Source organism: Pseudomonas sp. Hz4 (assembly GCF_054898165.1).
Genome location: NZ_CM142719.1, coordinates 2,249,632 through 2,265,290, shown reverse-complemented (window position 1 = coordinate 2,265,290; position 15,659 = coordinate 2,249,632). Strand labels below are relative to the sequence as shown.

The window sequence follows — 15,659 nt, the reverse complement described above, 5'->3', positions numbered from 1 at the left end:
CAGGCTTACGTTAACGTAAAGGTGAGAGCCAAATCACTGCCCTCCCTACCCTACAAAAAAGCCAAAAGGTGACCCATGAGCTACCCATCCCTGAACTTTGCCCTCGGTGAAACCATCGACATGCTGCGTGATCAGGTTCAGTCCTTCGTCGCCAAAGAGATCGCACCACGCGCCGCTCAGATCGACATCGACAACCTCTTCCCCGCCGACCTGTGGCGTAAATTCGGTGACATGGGCCTGCTGGGCGTCACCGTGCCGGAAGAATACGGCGGTGCTGGCCTGGGTTACCTGGCCCACGTGGTGATCATGGAAGAAATCAGCCGTGGTTCGGCCTCGGTCGCCCTGTCCTATGGCGCGCATTCCAACCTCTGCGTCAACCAGATCAACCGCAACGGCAATCACGAGCAGAAAACCAAATACCTGCCGAAGCTGATCAGCGGCGAGCACATTGGCGCCCTGGCCATGAGCGAACCCAATGCCGGCTCTGACGTGGTGTCGATGAAACTGCGTGCCGACAAACGGGGCGATCACTACGTCCTCAACGGCAGCAAAACCTGGATCACCAACGGCCCTGACGCCAACACCTACGTGATCTACGCCAAGACTGACCTGGAAAAAGGCCCTCACGGCATCACCGCGTTCATCGTTGAACGTGATTCCAAAGGCTTCAGCCGCAGCAACAAATTCGACAAGCTCGGCATGCGCGGTTCAAACACCTGCGAGCTGTTCTTCGATGACGTCGAAGTGCCGGAAGAAAACATCCTCGGCGTGCTCAATGGCGGCGTGAAGGTGCTGATGAGCGGCCTCGATTACGAACGCGTTGTTCTGTCCGGCGGCCCGACCGGGATCATGCAGGCCTGCATGGACCTCATCGTTCCGTACATCCACGACCGCAAGCAGTTCGGCCAAAGCATCGGTGAATTCCAGCTGATCCAGGGCAAGGTCGCCGACATGTACACCCAACTCAACGCCAGCCGCGCCTATCTCTATGCGGTAGCGCAAGCGTGCGAACGCGGCGAAACCACCCGCAAGGATGCCGCCGGTGTGATCCTTTATAGCGCCGAACGCGCCACACAAATGGCCCTCGATGCGATTCAGATTCTCGGTGGCAACGGCTACATCAACGAATTCCCGGCCGGGCGTCTGCTGCGTGACGCAAAGCTGTACGAAATCGGCGCCGGCACCAGTGAGATCCGTCGCATGCTGATCGGTCGCGAACTGTTCAACGAAACCCGCTAAACGGAGCTGCCCATGGCTATTCTGCATACCCAGCTCAACCCCCGTTCGGCGGAGTTCGCGGCCAACAGCGCGGCAATGCTCAAACAGGTCGACGCCCTGCACACCCTGCTCGTGCAAGTGCAGCAAGGTGGCGGCCCGAAGGCTCAAGAACGCCACACCTCGCGGGGCAAACTGCTGCCCCGTGAGCGGATCAATCGCTTGCTCGATCCAGGTTCGCCGTTTCTTGAGATCAGTCAATTGGCGGCCTACGAGGTGTACGGCGAAGACGTGCCGGCCGCTGGCGTGATTGCCGGGATCGGCCGTGTGGAAGGCGTCGAATGCATGATCGTCGCCAACGATGCCACCGTGAAAGGCGGTTCGTATTACCCGCTGACCGTGAAAAAACACCTGCGCGCGCAGACCATCGCCCAGCAGAACCGTTTGCCGTGCATCTACCTGGTGGACTCCGGCGGCGCCAACCTGCCGCGTCAGGATGAAGTGTTCCCGGACCGCGAGCACTTCGGAAGAATCTTCTTCAACCAGGCCAACATGAGCGCCATGGGCATCCCGCAAATCGCGGTGGTCATGGGTTCCTGCACCGCTGGTGGCGCGTACGTGCCGGCCATGGCGGACGAAGCGATCATGGTCCGCGAACAGGCAACCATTTTCCTCGCCGGCCCACCGCTGGTGAAAGCCGCGACCGGTGAAGTGGTCAGCGCCGAAGACCTTGGCGGGGCCGATGTGCACTGCAAGATTTCCGGGGTGGCCGATCATTACGCCGAGAGCGATGAACACGCCCTGGCCATTGCGCGGCGCAGTATCGCTAACCTCAACTGGCGCAAGCTCGGCGAAGTGCAACAGCGCACACCCATCGCCCCGCTCTACAACAGCGACGAGTTGTACGGCGTGGTCTCGGCCGACGCCAAGCAGCCGTTCGACGTGCGCGAAGTGATCGCGCGACTGGTGGACGGTTCCGTGTTCGACGAATTCAAGGCGCTGTTCGGAACTACATTGGTTTGCGGTTTTGCCTACTTGCACGGTTACCCGATCGCGATCCTCGCCAACAACGGCATCCTCTTCGCCGAAGCCGCGCAGAAAGGCGCGCACTTCATCGAGCTGGCCTGTCAGCGCGGCATTGCGCTGCTGTTCCTGCAAAACATCACCGGTTTCATGGTCGGCCAGAAATACGAGGCCGGCGGCATCGCCAAGCACGGCGCCAAACTGGTGACCGCCGTGGCGTGCGCCAAGGTGCCGAAATTCACTGTGATCATCGGCGGCAGTTTCGGTGCCGGGAACTACGGCATGTGCGGCCGGGCTTACGATCCGCGTTTCCTGTGGATGTGGCCGAATGCGCGGATCGGTGTGATGGGCGCCGAGCAAGCCGCGGGTGTCTTGGTGCAGGTTAAACGCGAGCAGGCCGAGCGCAGTGGCCACAGTTTCAGTGCCGAGCAGGAAGCCGAGATCAAGCAACCGATCCTCGACCAGTATGAAGAACAGGGTCATCCCTACTACTCCAGCGCCCGGTTGTGGGACGACGGCGTCATCGACCCGGCGCAAACCCGCGACGTGCTGGCCCTGGCCATGTCCGCGTCGCTGAACGCGCCAATCGAACCGAGCCGCTTCGGCGTGTTCCGGATGTGATTTTCTGTGGGAGCGGGCTTGCTCGCGAAGAACGATAACGCGGTGCATCAGAACAACCGCGGTGAACCCTTCGCGAGCAAGCCCGCTCCCACATGAGTTGTGGAGACGGACAAAATATGAGCGACTTCAACACCCTCGACCTGCTGACCGACCCACGTGGCTTCGCCACCCTGTGGCTCAGCCGTGAAGAAAAGAACAACGCCTTCAACGCCGAAATGATCCGCGAACTGATCCTTGCCCTGGACAAGGTGTCGAGCGACGCCAGCCTGCGGTTTCTGCTGGTGCGTGGACGCGGCAAACATTTCAGCGCCGGCGCAGACCTGGCCTGGATGCAGCAGTCGGCCGAACTCGATTACCACACCAACCTCGACGACGCCCGGGAACTGGCGGAGTTGATGTACAACCTCGCCAAGCTCAAAGTCCCGACGCTGGCGGTGGTGCAAGGCGCTGCATTCGGTGGCGCGTTGGGCCTGATCAGTTGCTGCGACATGGCCATCGGTGCCGATGACGCGCAGTTCTGCCTGTCGGAAGTGCGTATCGGCCTGGCGCCGGCGGTAATCAGTCCGTTCGTGGTGCAAGCCATCGGCGAACGCGCGGCACGGCGCTACGCGCTGACCGCCGAGCGTTTCGGCGGACAACGAGCGCGGGAAATCGGCTTGTTGTCGGAGAGTTATCCGATCGCTGAGCTGGAACTGAACGTCGAGCAATGGATCGACAACCTGCTGCTCAACAGCCCGGCCGCCATGCGTGCCAGCAAGGACTTGCTGCGTGAAGTCGGCCACGGCGCGCTGACCCCGGCGCTGCGGCGCTACACCGAAAACGCCATCGCCCGCATCCGCGTCAGCCCCGAAGGCCAGGAGGGCCTGCGGGCCTTTCTGCAAAAACGTCCGCCGAGCTGGCAAGCCGCAACCACCACCAAGGAGTCGCGTTGATGAGCGCACCTGTTCTCACCACCCTGCTGGTGGCCAACCGCGGCGAAATCGCTTGCCGGGTAATGCGTACCGCGAAGGCCTTGGGCCTGACCACCGTGGCCGTTCACAGCGCCACTGACCGTGAAGCCCGACACAGCCGCGAAGCGGATATCCGCGTCGACCTCGGTGGCAGCAAAGCCGCTGACAGTTACCTGCAAATCGACAAACTGATCGCCGCCGCCAAGGCCAGCGGCGCTCAGGCGATTCATCCGGGTTATGGCTTTCTGTCCGAAAACGCCGGGTTCGCCCGCGCCATCGAAGAAGCGGGCCTGATCTTCCTCGGCCCGCCCGCCTCGGCCATCGACGCGATGGGCAGCAAATCCGCCGCCAAAGCCTTGATGGAAACCGCCGGCGTGCCGCTGGTGCCCGGTTATCACGGCGAGGCGCAGGACCTCGACACCTTCCGCGACGCTTGCGAACACATCGGTTATCCGGTGCTGCTCAAGGCCACCGCGGGGGGCGGCGGCAAAGGTATGAAAGTGGTCGAGGACGTCAGTCAATTGGCCGAAGCCCTGGCCTCGGCTCAGCGTGAAGCACAATCGTCGTTCGGCGATTCGCGGATGCTGGTGGAGAAGTACCTGCTCAAACCGCGCCACGTGGAAATCCAGGTCTTCGCCGACCAACATGGCAACTGCCTGTACCTCAACGAACGGGACTGCTCGATTCAGCGTCGGCACCAAAAAGTCGTTGAAGAAGCACCCGCGCCAGGTTTGAGCCCGGAACTGCGTCGCGCCATGGGCGAAGCGGCCGTGCGTTCGGCACAGGCCATCGGTTATGTGGGCGCGGGCACCGTGGAGTTTTTGCTGGATGCGCGCGGTGAGTTCTTCTTTATGGAGATGAACACTCGTCTGCAAGTAGAACACCCGGTCACCGAAGCCATCACCGGCCTCGATCTGGTGGCCTGGCAGATTCGTGTGGCCCGCGGCGAAGCGCTGCCGATGACTCAAGCCGAGGTTCCGCTGATCGGTCATGCCATCGAAGTGCGCCTGTATGCCGAAGACCCGGGCAATGATTTCTTGCCGGCTACCGGCCGACTGGAGCTGTATCGCGAATCCGCGGAGGGTCCGGGACGGCGGGTGGACAGTGGTGTCGAAGAAGGCGACGAGATCTCGCCGTTCTACGACCCGATGCTCGGCAAACTGATTGCCTGGGGCGAGGATCGTGAACAGGCGCGACTGCGGCTGTTGAGCATGCTCGATGAGTTTGCCATTGGCGGGCTCAAGACCAACATCAACTTCCTGCGCCGGATAGTCGGCCATCCGGCGTTCGCTGCTGCCGAACTGGATACCGGGTTCATTCCACGTTATCAGGAAGAACTGCTGCCAGCGGCCTCGGACCTCAGTGACGAGTTCTGGCGGGCCGCCGCCCAGGCGTTTGCCCAGAGCCAGCCGAGCTCCCCGCGTGCCGATGACCCGAGTTCGCCTTGGGCCAACAACAATGGTTTCCGTGCCGGACTGCCGAAAGAAATCACGTTGCATTTGAGCTGCGAAGGACAAGACCGGGCGCTGACTTTGGGCGACACCTGCTCGGCACATCTCAAGGGCGAACAACTGTTGACCGAGCACAACGGCCTGCGCCGCCAGCATCGGGCAATCCGCCGTGGCGATAGCCTGTATCTGCAATGGGAAGGTGAATTGCGCCGCATCGAGTCCTACGACCCGATCAGTGCCGTCGAGGCCAGTCACAGCCATCAGGGCGGGCTGACCGCGCCCATGAATGGCAGCATCGTGCGGGTACTGGTGGAAGCCGGACAAACGGTCGAAGCCGGGGCGCAACTGGTGGTGCTGGAAGCGATGAAGATGGAGCACAGCATTCGTGCGCCACACGCCGGGGTGATCAAGGCCCTGTATTGCCAGGAAGGCGAGATGGTCAGTGAAGGCAGTGCGTTGGTTGAATTGGAAGAAGCGTGAAATGAAGATCGGTCCTACGTCTTGCGAGGACCGATCTGATTAGAACCTGGCTGTTGCCTGAACCACCACACCGATAATTCGGCACTCTTCGGTGTGAAGGGCTTTCGGATACGTCGGATTGAGCGGGACCAGGTAACGCTGCCCGCCCTCTTCGATCAGCTTGCGAAAGGTCGCCTCGGCGCTGTCGGGCCATTGGGCGATCACCAGTTTTCCGGGCTCCGGCACAATGGCCGGGTCCACCAGAACCATCATGCCCTCGGCGATGCTGATACCGCTGGGGGCAGTCATCGCATCGCCGACCACCACCAGCCAGAATGCCGCGCCCTGGGCGTGGTAATCGGTCAGTTCGAAACGTGGCTTGCCGTACACCGACAGCTCACCGTCGCGCACCTCGTTAGGCGCCCGCCAGTCGCTGACCGGGTAGCGGAAATACGGGTTGTACTTTTGCGTCAGGGAAATTTCGTCGTCCTGTCCGATTAAAGGCTCCCGGATCACCATCGCCACTTCCAGAAAATCCATCCCGAGCGCCCGCAAGACACGGTTCATGTCTTCGATGCTCGGCTGACGGCGTTTGTTCAGCCAGTGACCCACGCCGCCCTGGGACATCCCGAGACGTTCGGCGAGTATCTCTTGAGTGACTTTGAGTTCACTCATCTTGGCCTTGACCAATTCAATCCATTTATCCATGTGCGGCACGATACGTGGGGGACTCCGGCCATCAAAACACAAATTGTAGTATTTAAACTCTCGTCACAAATACAGTACGTACTAGGATGGGGTCACGGATCTGAATCTATCACGGAGCTCGCCATCGCCATGTCCATCCCCTGCAACGACCTGCCAGACATGCAAATCGACACCAGCCTCACTTCGCCCAAAGGCTCTGCCGCCGCACAACGCGCGTTGGACTATTACTTGAAACCAGCTGTTTCAGAGGAAGCGGTGGAAGCACGTTTCTTTGACGTGAACCGCAACATCAGCTGCGAAGAGGCACTGCTCCATGCTTCGGATCTGTTGCGTTGTGCCGCCGCCACCGCCTACGAATCAGCCAACAATCTGCACGGCACAAACCGCGACCTGGCGTTTTCGGCGGTACACATGATCGACATGGCCAAGGCAATGGTCGATCGATCCCTGGAGGGCGATCAGAATGAGTGAGACGAGGATACTGTCGAGGAGGACGGGAAAGAATTTTCCAATCGTGCAGATAAAAACATTTGACTTGCAAACGAGAATGATTATTATTGCTTGCAGCTGATCGCGAGATCAGTTGATTGTCCAAGTGACCTGAGGTCGGTCTCCTGGACTCTCTCCTCATCAGGCTAATCACGGTTTTTGACCCGGCTTTTTGCCGGGTCTTTTTTTGCCAGTTATTCTGGCTTTTGCTTCAGGCTAATGAAGTCTTTAGGTGCTGCAAACTCGATGGCGCGGATGATATCAAAAGAGTATCCGTTGGCAAGAGAAGCCCGACATCATTGGCCCAAACTAATAAAAAATAGCACTTGAGAATCAATCGCCCAGTCTCTAAGCTGCGTCGGCGTCAAGGAGGACGCCCCCTCGCTTCACCTCAGAATTTCCCCCGGTTTTTCCCTTCCCAGCGTGTAAAGTAGCAGCCATGAAAATCATAATCAGGAATTGACTATGGCCGTGGCTAAATCCTCTTTCGACATCAGTGCCAACTTCGACAGTGGCAACATTGAAGTGCTGGATATCAGCAATCCGTTGCAAGCCCTGCTGGCCATCAAGCCAGACACCCGCAGCCAGCACTTTCAGTGGTTCCACTTCAAGGCCAGTGGTCTGCACGTCGGTCAGGAACACTGGTTTCGTCTGAACAATGCCAGCAAGTCCTCGTACAACAAAGCCTGGGACGGTTATCAGGCGGTAGCGTCCTACGACCACGTCAACTGGTTCCGGGTGCCGACCATATTCGAAGGTGACTGCTTGCGCTTCAGCCTTGAAGCCACCGCCACCCACGCCTGGTTTGCTTACTTCGAACCCTACAGCCGCGGTCGCCATGACTGGTTGATCGAGCAGGCGCTGTCCAAGGCCGGCACCGAACTGCTGGCCACCGGCAAGAGCGTCGAAGGTCGGGATATCCATCTGCTGCGTAAAGGCACGGGCGCCGAAGGTCAACGCAAGGTCTGGATCATTGCCCAGCAACACCCCGGCGAACACATGGCCGAGTGGTTCATGGAAGGCGTGATTGAACGTCTGGAAAAGCACGACGATCCTGTACTGAGTAAATTACTGGCTAGCGCCGACTTGTACCTGGTGCCGAACATGAATCCGGACGGCGCTTTCCACGGTCACCTGCGCACCAACGCCATGGGCCAGGACCTGAACCGCGCCTGGCAGAGCGCCAGCCAGGAAGTCAGCCCGGAAGTGCTGTTCGTTCAGCAGCAAATGGAAAAGTACGGCGTGGACCTGTTCCTCGACATCCACGGCGATGAAGAAATCCCCTACGTATTCACCGCCGGTTGCGAAGGCAACCCGGGCTACACGCCGCGGATCGAAAAACTCGAAGAGCATTTCCGCAGCCATCTAAAGCACCTGACCAAGGACTTCCAGACCAAGCACGGCTACACCCGCGACGAGCCGGGCAAAGCCAACATGACCCTGGCGTGCAACAGCGTCGGCGAGAAATTCGACTGCCTGTCGCTGACCCTGGAAATGCCGTTCAAAGACCACGACGACCATCCGAACACTGAAACCGGCTGGTCCGGCAAGCGCTCGAAGCAGTTGGGCAAGGATGTGCTGACCACCGTCGCGGACATGGTCAACACCCTGCGCTGATTGCCCGATCGATGTAGCAGCTGCCGAAGGCTTGCGTTCGGCAGCTGCTACAGAGGGTTAGCTGGGATCCTTCCCCCGCAACATGCTGACCAGCACCTCATCGCGACGCACCCAGCCGTGAAACAACGCCGCCGCCAAATGCAGCAGCACCGTCAAGAACAGCAAATACGCCAGATACCCGTGAGCCTTGCGCAGGAACGCAAACACTTGGGCATTCGCGGGCAGGATCGATGGCAACTGCAACGAGCTGCTTAGCATCACCGGATCCCCCGCCGCCGACATCATCGCCCAGCCCAGCAGCGGCAGGACCAGCATCAAGACGTACAACAAAAAATGTGAAGCCTTGGCCGCCAGCACTTGCCAACCCGGCAGGTCTGCCGGCAGCGGTGGCTGTTGAGTGGAAAAACGCACGCCCAGACGCACGATCACCAGCAGCAGAATCGCAACGCCCAAGGGTCTGTGCAGATGAATCAGCCACTCATGACGCTCGGACACTGAAGCGGCCATGCCTGCGCCGATAAACAGCATGGCAATGATCATCAGCGCCATCAGCCAATGCAGCAGTCGCGCTAAAGGCGCGAAGTGGTTCGGTTGAGCGCTCATTGACGAGACTCCTGTTTATTAGCAGAGGGCAACTGGCTGACTTCGCTGGTACGACGCAAGTAGGAAGTCGCGTACCCCGCTGAACGAGCAGCGAGCAACGGGTCGTCGGAACCTTCGATACCGGCGGGCAGTACCAGCGGGTCGTAGTTGATGTCACGGCATTCGCCATTGAGTTGCGGCTGAGTGCTTTCGAGCACCAAGGTGCCGGCGTTCAACACCTTGCGACCCTCGGGCCAGGCCTTGCTCGCGTCGTTGACCGGATCACCGGGGTCGGCCAGCGTGATGTTCAGTTGCCAACGCAGCGGCCCTGCGGAAATACGCTGAACCAGGTCTTTCTCGAGGAAATCACCCCCTTCAGGCGCCGAAGCACCCGCCGCATCCTGAGCCACCGGCACCATGCTCCAGCGCACCGCCTGCCGTTGTCCCGCAGCGTTCACCAGGTAAAACGCATTGACGCTGTTGTAGGTTTCCGTCACGTAACTGGCTGACGGCTTGGCGGTTTTGATCCAGGCCAGGAACGGTGCAGCTTCCGGATGCGAACCAAAGAACGCTGGCACGGCAGCAGGATTCGGCTTGCCGGTGGCCGGGTCCGGCGACTGGGCTTGTTGAAACTGGTAGAACGCCTCGGGCGTACCCACCGGGAACACCGGCATGCTGTTCATCCCGGTGCGCCACTGCTGGCCGTTGGCCTGGGTGAATCGCAACGCCAGGCTGCGGATCGGCACGCTGTTGTCCGGCGCATAGGGATTGCCGGCCGGTAATGCGAAACGCCCGACCACCGGGGTCCTCGCTTCATTAAACACTTGAGCACTGGAATAACTGCGCGCCTCGCCGCTGCTCTCGAAATGCCCAATGACGCACACGCCTTTGGAATGATTACGCCGGAAGCCCGGGTGCACCCCGTTGTTGGTCTGCAGCACATTGATCAGCTTTTTCGGCGTCAGGCGCTGTGGGTCAAAGGTGCCGTTGACGTAGGCAAATGCCGCGGCCACTGCAGCGACCACCACGGCAATGCCAGCCAGACGGAATACCAGGCTCGCGGCACTCAAGGGTGGCCGGGTTGGCGGTGATGAGCGATCTACCATGAAAGACTCCTGGGCCATCGGCCACAAATGAGAAGGATCAAGCAGACGAACCCCACGGCGGTTTATTCCATCGCGCGGTATTTATTTTTTCAGGCGTGGAATAACCTCGACTGCCGGGCGTCTTCCTAGACACTCAAGCGTAGTGACTAGTCAGAACTTCATGAACGATATCGACGAACAACTGAGAGAAATCATTCCCAGATTGCGCCGGTTTGCCGTGTCGCTGACGCGCAATCCCAGCAGCGCCGACGACCTGGTGCAGTCTTGCCTTGAGCGAGCGTTGTCGAGTTGGGGCGACAAACGCCCCGAGGGCGACTTGCGCGCTTGGCTGTTTTCGATTCTTTATCGCCAGTTTCTCGATGCTCACCGGCGCTCCCGGCGTTATGCGCGGATGCTCGAATTCTTTACCGGGCGTGACGATACACAGCCATCGGTGGAGCGGACCGTGATCGCCCAATCGACGCTGCAAGCCTTCGACCAGCTCACCACCGAACAACGCGCGTTACTGCTCTGGGTGTCTGTGGAAGGCTTGAGTTATAAAGAGGTCGCCGAGATTCTCGACGTCCCCACCGGCACCGTGATGTCCCGCCTGTCCCGTGCCCGCCAGGCATTGCGCCAGCTCAGCGACGGCGAAATCACCCGCCCTTCTCTGCGGAGATTCAAATGATCAGCATGCCCCCAAGCGAGCGTGACCTGCACGCCTACGTCGACCATCAACTCAGCGATGCCGACCGACGTCTGGTGGAGAATTTTCTGGCCAGCAACCCTGACGTGGCTGCCCAAGTGCGTACCTGGCAGCAAGACGCTCAGCAATTGCGCGCGGCATTGAGCGGCGCCCTGCAGCAACCGGCCAACCCGGACCTCGACCCAGCGCTGATTCGCCAACGCCTCAAACGACAATCGCGCCGTCACCTGGCCAGCGCCGCCGTGTTGCTGATCGCGGTCAGCGTCGGCGGGTTCAGCGGTTGGCAGGCGCGCGAGATGACGCTCGTCAGTGCTCCACTGCCAATGACCGATGCCCTGCAGGCCTATCGTCTGATTGCCCAGCAAGGCATCCTGCCGGCCGACTACAAAGTCAGCGAGGACGGTGACATGCAGGGTTGGCTCGACCGCTATTTCACTCAGGCCAATCGCTTGCCTGACCTCTCTGGCGCCGGTTTCAAACCGGTCAGCGGGCGCTTGCTCAGCACCGAGCAAGGGCCGGCGGCGATGGTGGTCTACGAGGATCAAAGCGGCCATAAAGTCAGCTTCTACGTCCGCCCACCGGGACCGAAAAACTACCTGTTGCCCAGAGGCAGTCGCAGCGATGGCGAGTTGCAGGCCGAGTACTGGTCGGGGGGCGGGTACAACTATGCGATGGTCAGCCCGACTGATACGCCGGCGGCGCAGATGCTCAGGCAGACGGCGCAGTTCTGACCGTGGTCGACATCACGCTGGCCTATGCTGCGCCGCTTTTCCGGCAAGGCATCGGCTGCATCCGTCGGTCACAGCGCGCACCTGATTTTGCTCGGCCAGCAGTCTTTGCGCGAAAGCCTGTGCGGCGCTGCCATCGATCTGGCGCGCACGCGCGGCCGGTTGGGGCAGTTGGTCGAAGTCAGGGATCCGGCCTGACACGCCTCCTGCCTTTGCCGTTATCATGTCGCCCTTTCTCTGGCCTCCGCGCCTTCCTCTCGATCAATAGTGAATCTGTTCATGGATACCCTTGCCCAACTGCGCGCCGGCCAACTGTCGGGCATCACCCGCCTGGACCTCACCGGCGGCCTGACGGAGTTTCCGCGAGAAATCTTCGACCTGGCGGACTCGCTGGAAGTCCTTAACCTCAGTGGCAATGCCTTGAGTAGCCTGCCGGACGACTTGCACCGCCTGACCCGCTTGCGCGTGCTGTTTTGCTCGGACAATCTGTTCACCGAACTGCCCGACTGCCTGGGCCAATGCGCCGCACTGACGATGGTCGGCTTCAAGGCCAACCGCATCGAACGCGTGCCAGGCGCCGCCCTGCCACCGTTGTTGCGCTGGCTGATCCTGACCGATAACTGCATCAATGAGCTCCCCACCGAGCTGGGTGAACGCCCGCACCTGCAAAAACTCATGCTCGCCGGCAATCGCTTGCAGCGCTTGCCCGAAAGCTTGCGTCATTGCCATCGGCTCGAACTGATCCGCATCGCCGCCAACCGGTTGACCGAGTTGCCCGAGTGGCTGCTGTCCCTGCCGAGTCTGACCTGGCTGGCGTACGCCGGTAACCCGCTGGAGACCGAAGCCGATGCGGCCGCCCTCGAAGCCACGCCCCACATTCCCTGGTCCGAACTGCGTCTGGAGCAGCAACTGGGCGAAGGCGCGTCGGGAGTGATCCATCGGGCTATTTGGGATCGACCGGGCCAACCGGCCGCACAGGTCGCCGTCAAACTCTACAAAGGCGAAATGACCAGCGATGGCTCGCCATTGCACGAAATGAACGCCTGCATCACCGCAGGTTGTCACTCCAATTTGATCCGGATTGAAGGGCGAGTCGTCGGGCATCCAGAAGCCCAGGCCGGGCTGGTGATGCATCTGATCGATCCGAGCTATCGCAATCTGTCCGGGCTGCCGAGCCTGGCGTCATGTACCCGCGACGTTTACGCCAACGACACCCGGTTCAGTGTCGGCGTGGCATTGCGCATCGCCTCTGGCATCGCCTCGGCGGCCGAACATTTGCATCAACATGGCATCACCCACGGCGACCTCTACGGCCACAACATTCTGTGGAATGAGCACGGTGATTGCCTGCTGGGGGATTTTGGCGCGGCGTCTTTCCATGCCACCTCGGACAGCCTTGAAAGCCGTGCGCTGCAACGGATCGAGGTGCGGGCGTTTGGTATTTTGCTGGGGGAATTGTTGGAGCGGATCGACTCGGGGTTGAGCGATGAAGGTCGTGCGCAGCTGGAGCAATTGCAGCAGCGCTGCTGTCAGCCGCAGGTGCTGACGCGACCTGGGTTCAGCGAGATTATTCAGGCGCTGGCGGTATTTGCCTCAACCACTAGAAGCCAGTACAAACCTGTGGCGAGGGGCCTCGCCACACGTCATCACACGCTCGAAGCGGTTTAACCCGCCAACCCGACAAACATGTCCTGCACGTCATCATGGTTATCGAGGCCTTCGAGGAAGGCTTCGACTTCAACCATCTGCTCATCACTCAGACCGCTGACCGGGTTTTTCGGCTGATAACCCAACTTGGCCGACAGCACGGTGAAACCTTGCTCGGGCAGGGCTTTCTGTACCGAATCCAGGTCCGCAGGCTCGGTCAGGAACAGGGTCGTGCCCTCTTCTTCGCCCGGTTCGAAATCCTGGGCGCCGGCTTCGATGGCGGCCATTTCCGGATCGGCATCAGGGCTGTCCGGCGAGGCCTCGATCATGCCCACATGGTTGAAGTCCCAAGTCACCGAGCCGGAAGCGCCCAATTGGCCTTTGCGGAACGCGACGCGGATTTCAGCGACGGTGCGATTAATGTTGTCGGTCACGCATTCGACGATCAGCGGCACCTGATGCGGTGCGAAGCCTTCATAAGTCACGCGATGGTATTGCACGGTTTCGCCGAGCTGGCCGGAGCCTTTCTTGATCGCGCGTTCCAGGGTCTCGCGGGGCATCGAAGCCTTTTTCGCCTGTTCGACCACCAGACGCAGGTGCGCGTTGGTAGCGACATCGGCACCGTTACGGGCAGCAATGGTGATTTCCTTCACCAGTTTGCCGAAGATCTTGCCCTTGGCGTTAGACGCCGCTTCTTTGTGTTTAACCTTCCACTGTGCGCCCATTACTCACTCTCTTATCTGTGGCGCCGAGACATCTATTGGCCGACGCTTTGCGCAAGTTTATACGGCCTAAAGTTGGCAATCGACCAAAAAATCCACCCTGTTCACCCGCATGTTGAATCGACATCTTCACCGGCAGTTGTAGGGCGTTTCTGAAACTTCGATTTGCGGTGACCACAAAGGGCTGTGGTTTCGTACCCTCTGCGCCCTTATCCCATGGCAGAAGCGCGTTCGATGCACAACGACAAGGAAAGTCCCTTCACCCTGACACTCCTCGACGGCGATTTGAGTTTGCAGGTGCTGCAGTTCAGTGGCCGAGAAGCCCTCAACCAGCCCTATCGATTCGACATCGAAGTGATCGGCCTGGCGCCGGCCATGACCCCCGATCGATTGCTGCAACAACCGGTTTTCCTCAGCCTGATGGATGGCCAGGGTATTCACGGCGTACTTCACAGTGCCAGTCGCGAGCATCGCGGCCCACACCGGATCGGCTACAAACTGGTGCTGGTGCCCTACCTTCAGATGCTTGACCGGCAGCGTTCACGGCGCGTCTTTCATCGCCTCAGCGTACCGATGATCCTGCGCCACCTATTGGAGAAACATGCTGTGCCCGAGGGGAGCTATCGCTTCGAATTGACCGGGCATTACCCTCCCCGGCCTTTTTGCATTCAGTACGAGGAGAGCGATCTGACATTACTGCAAAGGCTGTGCGAAGAAGAAGGCATTCACTATCACTTTGAACATCAGCGCGACGGGCATGTGCTGGTCCTCGCCGATGACAGCCTGAGTTTCCCCCAGGAACCAGTCCTTACGCCGTTCCAGGGCGACGTGCCCGACGAAAGTGACTTACCGGTGATCAGTGAGTTGTTCCAGCGCCATGACTCGCCGCCCTCGTCCTCGCGACTGGAGGCCAGAAACCGTGGCTCGCAGATCGCCGACGAGGGAGCGGCCAACCACGCTTTCACCCGACCATTGCCGGTGATGGCCCTTCCCGCTCCAGAACACCGCCATCGCGAACATCAGAGCCGACGACAACTGGAGCGTCTGCGTTGCCAGCACGTGCAAATCCACGGCCAAAGCAACCACAGCGCATTGCGCAGCGCACGGATTGTCCAAGTGTCAGCGCATCCACTGTCGAGTTTCAACGATCAATGGCTGCTCACCGAAACCCGACATCAGGGGCAACAGCCTTCGATTCTTGCCGCCGACAAATCCGTGACTGTCCGCCATTACCGCAATCAGTTCACCGCCATTCCCTGGTCAACGGTCTTCAGGCCGGCGCTCAAACAGACGAGGCCGAGCATCCCGGGTTATCAGCCGGCGCGGGTGCTTGGCCCTGCCGGACAGCCCGCTGTGATGGATGCGCGAGGACGAATACAGGTCAGGCTGTGGCAAACAACGGTACCGGAACCGGATGAATCTGCCGGTATCTGGCTACCCGTGGCCCTCGCAGCGCCGGACGGTCGGATTGACCCGTCCAGACTGCCAAGGGCCGGCAGTGATGTACTCATCAGTTTTCTCGACAGCGACCCGGACCGGCCGGTGCTGTGCGTCGGTATGGGCCATCACCCGCGCACTCGGCCTGCCCCCGAGCCACGCGGCGATAGCCACTTGCTGCTCGATTGGCTGGTCAATCGCTCGGACCTCGCCCCCTGA

The 15,659-nt window shown here is 60.3% G+C and carries 14 protein-coding genes and 1 pseudogene; 11 read left to right on the top strand and 4 right to left on the bottom strand.

From position 1 onward, the window contains the following. Positions 1–75: 75 nt before the first annotated feature. The 4 genes from ACYZTR_RS10190 to ACYZTR_RS10175 all read left to right on the top strand — a co-directional run bounded on the left by ACYZTR_RS10190 (position 76) and on the right by ACYZTR_RS10175 (position 5,740). Positions 76–1,239: an isovaleryl-CoA dehydrogenase gene (locus ACYZTR_RS10190; RefSeq protein ID WP_129436997.1), complete on the top strand. Its 1,164-nt coding sequence runs from the start codon at positions 76–78 to the stop codon at positions 1,237–1,239. Between the two features lie 12 nt (positions 1,240–1,251). Beyond that, a complete protein-coding gene (locus ACYZTR_RS10185) occupies positions 1,252–2,859 on the top strand; it encodes a carboxyl transferase domain-containing protein (RefSeq protein WP_461978519.1) in 1,608 nt (535 codons plus the stop codon). Between the two features lie 116 nt (positions 2,860–2,975). Further along, positions 2,976–3,791 (top strand): gamma-carboxygeranoyl-CoA hydratase, encoded by an 816-nt coding sequence (locus ACYZTR_RS10180; protein ID WP_461978517.1) that lies wholly within the window; start codon positions 2,976–2,978, stop codon positions 3,789–3,791. Beyond that, complete coding sequence (locus tag ACYZTR_RS10175; protein WP_461978515.1) at positions 3,791–5,740, top strand: acetyl/propionyl/methylcrotonyl-CoA carboxylase subunit alpha; 1,950 nt, start codon at positions 3,791–3,793, stop codon at positions 5,738–5,740. The genes ACYZTR_RS10180 and ACYZTR_RS10175 overlap by 1 nt, the downstream gene beginning before the upstream one ends. Positions 5,741–5,779: 39 nt before the next feature. Here the strand turns inward: ACYZTR_RS10175 and ACYZTR_RS10170 are convergent, their stop codons facing one another. After that, on the bottom strand, positions 5,780–6,427 hold the full coding sequence (locus ACYZTR_RS10170) for a LexA family protein (RefSeq protein ID WP_461978513.1): 648 nt from the start codon (positions 6,425–6,427) through the stop codon (positions 5,780–5,782). A gap of 129 nt (positions 6,428–6,556) precedes the next feature. Here ACYZTR_RS10170 and ACYZTR_RS10165 point away from each other — a divergent pair, with 129 nt between their 5' ends. Continuing rightward, entirely contained in the window at positions 6,557–6,898 is a 342-nt protein-coding gene (locus ACYZTR_RS10165; RefSeq protein WP_461978511.1) for a DUF6124 family protein, read from the top strand. Between the two features lie 483 nt (positions 6,899–7,381). Beyond that, entirely contained in the window at positions 7,382–8,533 is a 1,152-nt protein-coding gene (locus ACYZTR_RS10160) for a M14 family metallopeptidase (protein WP_461978509.1), read from the top strand. A 57-nt stretch (positions 8,534–8,590) separates the two neighbouring features. Here ACYZTR_RS10160 and ACYZTR_RS10155 read toward each other — a convergent pair whose 3' ends face one another. Then, positions 8,591–9,136, bottom strand: a complete 546-nt coding sequence (locus ACYZTR_RS10155; RefSeq protein ID WP_461978507.1) for a cytochrome b — start codon at positions 9,134–9,136, stop codon at positions 8,591–8,593. Further along, positions 9,133–10,221 carry a catalase family peroxidase gene (locus tag ACYZTR_RS10150; protein ID WP_461978505.1) on the bottom strand — a complete coding sequence of 363 codons (1,089 nt, stop codon included), beginning with the start codon at positions 10,219–10,221 and terminating at the stop codon, positions 9,133–9,135. Before ACYZTR_RS10150 ends, ACYZTR_RS10155 begins: the two co-directional genes overlap by 4 nt. A 160-nt stretch (positions 10,222–10,381) precedes the next feature. Here ACYZTR_RS10150 and ACYZTR_RS10145 point away from each other — a divergent pair, with 160 nt between their 5' ends. The 4 genes and pseudogenes from ACYZTR_RS10145 to ACYZTR_RS10130 all read left to right on the top strand — a co-directional run bounded on the left by ACYZTR_RS10145 (position 10,382) and on the right by ACYZTR_RS10130 (position 13,302). Continuing rightward, positions 10,382–10,888, top strand: a complete 507-nt coding sequence (locus tag ACYZTR_RS10145) for an RNA polymerase sigma factor (protein ID WP_461978503.1) — start codon at positions 10,382–10,384, stop codon at positions 10,886–10,888. Then, entirely contained in the window at positions 10,885–11,637 is a 753-nt protein-coding gene (locus ACYZTR_RS10140; RefSeq protein ID WP_461978501.1) for an anti-sigma factor family protein, read from the top strand. Before ACYZTR_RS10145 ends, ACYZTR_RS10140 begins: the two co-directional genes overlap by 4 nt. Before the next feature lie 78 nt (positions 11,638–11,715). After that, positions 11,716–11,832, top strand: a pseudogene (locus tag ACYZTR_RS10135) (cell division protein ZapE); the annotation flags it as partial. 81 nt (positions 11,833–11,913) lie between these two features. After that, positions 11,914–13,302: a leucine-rich repeat-containing protein kinase family protein gene (locus tag ACYZTR_RS10130; protein ID WP_461978499.1), complete on the top strand. Its 1,389-nt coding sequence runs from the start codon at positions 11,914–11,916 to the stop codon at positions 13,300–13,302. Here the strand turns inward: ACYZTR_RS10130 and ACYZTR_RS10125 are convergent. Next, complete coding sequence (locus ACYZTR_RS10125) at positions 13,299–14,006, bottom strand: YebC/PmpR family DNA-binding transcriptional regulator (protein WP_461969965.1); 708 nt, start codon at positions 14,004–14,006, stop codon at positions 13,299–13,301. The two genes, ACYZTR_RS10130 and ACYZTR_RS10125, sit on opposite strands and share 4 nt — an antisense overlap. A 231-nt stretch (positions 14,007–14,237) precedes the next feature. On the opposite strand from ACYZTR_RS10125, the gene ACYZTR_RS10120 reads away from it, so the two are divergent. Beyond that, a complete protein-coding gene (locus ACYZTR_RS10120) occupies positions 14,238–15,659 on the top strand; it encodes a type VI secretion system Vgr family protein (RefSeq protein WP_461978497.1) in 1,422 nt (473 codons plus the stop codon).

What these genes read in the sequence shown, in the direction of transcription:
- ACYZTR_RS10190 (WP_129436997.1), top strand. Translation starts at nt 76, where the DNA reads ATGAGCTACCCATCCCTGAACTTTGCCCTCGGTGAAACCATCGACATG.
- ACYZTR_RS10185 (WP_461978519.1), top strand. Translation starts at nt 1,252, where the DNA reads ATGGCTATTCTGCATACCCAGCTCAACCCCCGTTCGGCGGAGTTCGCG.
- ACYZTR_RS10180 (WP_461978517.1), top strand. Translation starts at nt 2,976, where the DNA reads ATGAGCGACTTCAACACCCTCGACCTGCTGACCGACCCACGTGGCTTC.
- ACYZTR_RS10175 (WP_461978515.1), top strand. Translation starts at nt 3,791, where the DNA reads ATGAGCGCACCTGTTCTCACCACCCTGCTGGTGGCCAACCGCGGCGAA.
- ACYZTR_RS10170 (WP_461978513.1), bottom strand. Translation starts at nt 6,427, where the DNA reads ATGGATAAATGGATTGAATTGGTCAAGGCCAAGATGAGTGAACTCAAA.
- ACYZTR_RS10165 (WP_461978511.1), top strand. Translation starts at nt 6,557, where the DNA reads ATGTCCATCCCCTGCAACGACCTGCCAGACATGCAAATCGACACCAGC.
- ACYZTR_RS10160 (WP_461978509.1), top strand. Translation starts at nt 7,382, where the DNA reads ATGGCCGTGGCTAAATCCTCTTTCGACATCAGTGCCAACTTCGACAGT.
- ACYZTR_RS10155 (WP_461978507.1), bottom strand. Translation starts at nt 9,136, where the DNA reads ATGAGCGCTCAACCGAACCACTTCGCGCCTTTAGCGCGACTGCTGCAT.
- ACYZTR_RS10150 (WP_461978505.1), bottom strand. Translation starts at nt 10,221, where the DNA reads ATGGTAGATCGCTCATCACCGCCAACCCGGCCACCCTTGAGTGCCGCG.
- ACYZTR_RS10145 (WP_461978503.1), top strand. Translation starts at nt 10,382, where the DNA reads ATGAACGATATCGACGAACAACTGAGAGAAATCATTCCCAGATTGCGC.
- ACYZTR_RS10140 (WP_461978501.1), top strand. Translation starts at nt 10,885, where the DNA reads ATGATCAGCATGCCCCCAAGCGAGCGTGACCTGCACGCCTACGTCGAC.
- ACYZTR_RS10130 (WP_461978499.1), top strand. Translation starts at nt 11,914, where the DNA reads ATGGATACCCTTGCCCAACTGCGCGCCGGCCAACTGTCGGGCATCACC.
- ACYZTR_RS10125 (WP_461969965.1), bottom strand. Translation starts at nt 14,006, where the DNA reads ATGGGCGCACAGTGGAAGGTTAAACACAAAGAAGCGGCGTCTAACGCC.
- ACYZTR_RS10120 (WP_461978497.1), top strand. Translation starts at nt 14,238, where the DNA reads ATGCACAACGACAAGGAAAGTCCCTTCACCCTGACACTCCTCGACGGC.